Annotated in this window: 3 protein-coding genes and 1 pseudogene; all 4 read left to right on the forward strand. The window is 72.2% G+C overall.

Annotated elements, in window-relative coordinates:
- Window positions 1–219 precede the first annotated feature (219 nt).
- Window positions 220–1260 carry a bifunctional riboflavin kinase/FAD synthetase gene (locus KOV94_RS17150; RefSeq protein WP_124342834.1) on the forward strand — a complete coding sequence of 347 codons (1041 nt, stop codon included), beginning with the start codon at window positions 220–222 and terminating at the stop codon, window positions 1258–1260.
- Between the two features lie 157 nt (window positions 1261–1417).
- On the forward strand, window positions 1418–1687 hold the full coding sequence (rpsO, locus tag KOV94_RS17155) for a 30S ribosomal protein S15 (protein WP_013770699.1): 270 nt from the start codon (window positions 1418–1420) through the stop codon (window positions 1685–1687).
- A gap of 244 nt (window positions 1688–1931) precedes the next feature.
- Entirely contained in the window at window positions 1932–4169 is a 2238-nt protein-coding gene (locus tag KOV94_RS17160) for a polyribonucleotide nucleotidyltransferase (protein ID WP_124342835.1), read from the forward strand.
- 1 nt (window position 4170) lies between these two features.
- Window positions 4171–4365 (forward strand): annotated as a pseudogene (locus KOV94_RS17165) (insulinase family protein); the annotation flags it as partial.

Here is a 4365-nt window from a genome sequence, read left to right on the forward strand (position 1 = left end):
CCGTGCGGACGGAGCCGGCGGCGCTCCTCATCGACCGGCCGCGCAGCTGACGGACGGTCCACCACGGCGCGCGGCCGGCCCTCGTCGGGTCGGCCGCGCGCCGTTCGTCGTGCCCGTGCCCGTCCCCGGGGTGGACGAGCAGGTCCGCCCCGCAGGCACCGGACCGCCGCGGACCGTCCGTGACCGGGACCGTCGCGAGGCGTGGGTCGCGGCGGTGGCATGATCCTCCCTGTGCAGCGCTGGAACGACCTCGCGGACGTCCCGTCCGGGTTCGGCCCGTCGGTCGTCACCATCGGCAACTTCGACGGTGTCCACCGCGGGCACGTCAGCGTCCTCACGCGGATGTGCGCCGACGCGCGGGCGGTCGGCGCGCGCGCCGTCGCCGTGACGTTCACGCCGCACCCGCTCCAGGTGCACCGGCCCGACAGCGCACCCGAGCTCATCACGGGCGACGAGGACCGGCTCGAGCTGCTCGCGGAGACGGGTCTCGACGCCGTGCTCCTGCTGCCCTACACGCTGGACTTCGCGCGCCAGACGCCGCAGGAGTTCGTCGAGCGGTACCTGGTCGACGGGCTGCGGACGCGGACCGTCGTCGTCGGGCGTGACGTGCGGTTCGGCTGGCAGAACTCGGGCGACCTCTCGACCATGGTCGCGCTCGGCGAGCGGTACGGGTTCGACGTCGAGGTCATCGAGGACGTGACGCCCGCACCCGCCGCGGACCCCGGCAGCGCCGAGGACCAGGCCGCCGACCCGCTGCGTCGCCGCTGGTCGTCGACGTGGACGCGCGAGCTGCTCGAGGCGGGCGACGTCGTCCAGGCCGCACGCGTGCTCGGCCGGCCGCACCGCGTGCGGGGGACCGTCGTGCACGGTGACGCGCGCGGTCGTGAGCTCGGCTACCCCACCGCGAACCTCGGGGGCGACCTCACCGGCATGGTGCCGGCCGACGGCGTCTACGCGGGGTGGCTGCGGCGGGTGCGGCGCGCCGACGGCACGCCCGTGACGGCGCAGGACTCCGACCGCGTGCTGCCGGCCGCGGTGTCGATCGGCACGAACCCCACGTTCGACGGGCAGGAGCGTCGGGTCGAGGCGTACGTGCTCGACCGCGACGACCTCGACCTGTACGACGAGCAGGTCGTCGTCGAGCTCGTCGAGCGGCTGCGCCCGACGCTGCGGTTCGACTCGGTCGACGCGCTCCTGGAGCGGATGGGCGAGGACGTCCAGCAGGTCCGCACGGTCCTCGCGGGTGCGGCGACCGCCTGACGGCCGGCGCGAGCCAGCCGACCGGGCGGCGTGACCGGCTGACCGGGTGGTGCGAACCGCCTGGTACGATGGTCGACGCCGTCAGAACGGCCGCGGAACGAGAGAGCCCGGGTGGACATGCCCCGGAGCACCGCGCAACGAGACAACCTGGAGAACCGTGTCCCTGGACAGCGCCACCAAGCAGGCCATCATGACCGAGTACGCGACGCACGAGGGCGACACCGGTTCGCCGGAGGTGCAGATCGCCGTCCTGACCCAGCGGATCAAGGACCTGACGGAGCACCTCAAGGAGCACAAGCACGACCACCACAGCCGTCGCGGCCTGCTGCTGCTCGTCGGTCGTCGTCGTCGTCTTCTCGGCTACCTGCAGAAGGTCGACATCAACCGCTACCGCTCGATCATCGAGCGCCTCGGCCTGCGCCGTTGAGCCTCCGGACCAGCCCGGACCCGCGACAGGGTCCGGGCTGGTCCGATGTTCGCCCCGGTCGGGCCTGACCGTCCGGCCGGCGTGCCTCCCGCACGACCAGCACCACCAGCACCACCCAGCACCATCCACCGCGTCGGCCCGCTCGTCCGGTCCTCGGTAGTGGCCCCCGGAGCTCATCGCTCCGAGGACCACGGTCGAAGACCGCCGCGGCCGGCCGGCGCCTTCGAGAACGAGGAGGGCACCCGTGGAGGGTCCCGAGATCCAGTTCGCCGAGGCCGTCATCGACAACGGCCGCTTCGGCACCCGCACCGTCCGGTTCGAGACGGGCCGCCTGGCCAAGCAGGCCGCCGGCTCGGCCGCCGCCTACCTGGACGGCGACACGATGCTGCTGTCGGCCACGACGGCCGGCAAGCACCCCAAGGACCAGTTCGACTTCTTCCCGCTGACGATCGACGTCGAGGAGCGGCAGTACGCCGCCGGCAAGATCCCGGGCTCCTTCTTCCGCCGCGAGGGCCGTCCCTCGACCGAGGCGATCCTCGCGTGCCGTCTGGTCGACCGCCCGCTGCGCCCCCTGTTCGTCAAGGGCCTGCGCAACGAGGTCCAGGTCGTCATCACGGTCCTCGCGATCCACCCGGACGACGCGTACGACGTGCTCGCGATCAACGCCGCGTCGATCTCGACGCAGCTGTCCGGCCTGCCGTTCTCCGGCCCGGTCGGTGGCGTGCGCATCGCGCTCGTCGACGGCCAGTGGGTCGCGTTCCCGCGCTACTCCGAGCGTGAGCGCGCCACGTTCGACATGGTCGTCGCCGGCCGCGTCGTCGGTGACGACGTCGCGATCGCGATGATCGAGGCCGAGGCGCCCGAGAAGTCGTGGAACCTCATCCAGGAGGGTGCGACCGCACCCACCGAGGAGATCGTCGCGCAGGGCCTCGAGGCCGCGAAGCCGTTCATCAAGGTCCTCGTCGAGGCGCAGCAGGAGCTCGCCGCGAAGGCCGCCAAGGAGACCCAGGTCTTCCCGACGTTCCCGGACTACCAGGACGACGCGTTCGCCGCCGTCGAGTCCGCCGCGTCCGCGTCGCTGGGCGAGGCGCTGTCCATCGCCGACAAGCAGACGCGCGAGAACCGCCTCGACGAGATCAAGGCCGAGGTCGTGGGCCAGCTCGCCGAGCAGTTCGAGGGCCGCGAGAAGGAGCTCTCCGCCGCCTACCGCTCGGTGCAGAAGAAGCTCATCCGCCAGCGCATCCTCACGGACGGCTTCCGCATCGACGGCCGTGGCCTGCGGGACATCCGCACGCTCTCGGCCGAGGTCGAGGTCCTGCCCCGCGTGCACGGCTCCGCGATCTTCGAGCGCGGCGAGACGCAGATCCTCGGCGTCACGACGCTCAACATGCTCCGCATGGAGCAGCAGCTCGACACGCTCTCCCCGGAGACGCGCAAGCGGTACATGCACAACTACAACTTCCCGCCCTACTCGACGGGTGAGACGGGCCGCGTCGGCTCGCCGAAGCGTCGCGAGATCGGCCACGGCGCGCTCGCCGAGCGGGCGCTCATGCCCGTGCTGCCGAGCCGCGAGGAGTTCCCCTACGCGATCCGTCAGGTGTCCGAGGCCCTCGGCTCCAACGGCTCGACGTCCATGGGCTCGGTCTGCGCGTCCACGCTGTCGCTGCTCAACGCGGGTGTGCCGCTGCGCGCGCCCGTCGCGGGCATCGCGATGGGCCTCGTGTCCGACACGGTGGACGGTGAGACCCGTTACGCGGCGCTCACGGACATCCTGGGCGCCGAGGACGCTTTCGGCGACATGGACTTCAAGGTCGCCGGCACGCGCGAGTTCGTCACCGCGATCCAGCTCGACACCAAGCTCGACGGCATCCCCGCGTCGGTCCTGGCCGGCGCGCTGACGCAGGCCAAGGAGGCGCGTCTCGCGATCCTCGACGTCATCGCCGAGGCGATCGACGTCCCGGACGAGATGAGCCCGTTCGCGCCGCGCGTCATCACGGTGAAGGTCCCCGTCGACAAGATCGGCGAGGTCATCGGCCCCAAGGGCAAGATGATCAACCAGATCCAGGAGGAGACCGGCGCCGACATCTCGATCGAGGACGACGGCACGGTCTACATCGGCGCCACCGACGGTCCGTCGGCGGAGGCCGCGCGTGCGGCGATCAACGCGATCGCCAACCCGCACATGCCCGAGGTGGGCGAGCGCTTCGTCGGCACCGTCGTGAAGACGACGACGTTCGGCGCGTTCGTGTCGCTCTCGCCGGGCAAGGACGGTCTGCTGCACATCTCGCAGATCCGCAAGCTCGTCGGTGGCAAGCGCGTCGAGAACGTCGAGGACGTCCTGTCCATCGGGCAGAAGGTCCAGGTCGAGATCGGCGAGATCGACCCGCGCGGCAAGCTCTCGCTGCACGCGGTCATCGAGGAGAACGCCGAGGGCGCTGCCGACGCGACGCCGGACGCCGCCGCGGCGCCCGCCGACGCCTGACGTGCCGCTGGACCTCCCGCTCGTCGGCCCCGGGCTCCCCGGGGCGGAGCAGACCGCCGGGCAGGACGGCGACGCCATCGTGCGTCGTTCCGTCCTGCCCGGCGGGGTCCGCGTGGTCACCGAGCAGATGCCCGGCCTGCGCTCCGCGACCGTCGGGGCGTGGGTCGGCGTCGGCTCGCGCGACGAGGAGTCGGGC

Origin of the sequence: Cellulomonas algicola, assembly GCF_019024305.1 — a bacterium.
Lineage (GTDB): Bacteria > Actinomycetota > Actinomycetes > Actinomycetales > Cellulomonadaceae > Cellulomonas > Cellulomonas algicola.

Excerpts from the sequence above, each read along its gene's own strand:
- KOV94_RS17150 (WP_124342834.1), top strand. The coding sequence starts at position 220 with ATGATCCTCCCTGTGCAGCGCTGGAACGACCTCGCGGACGTCCCGTCC.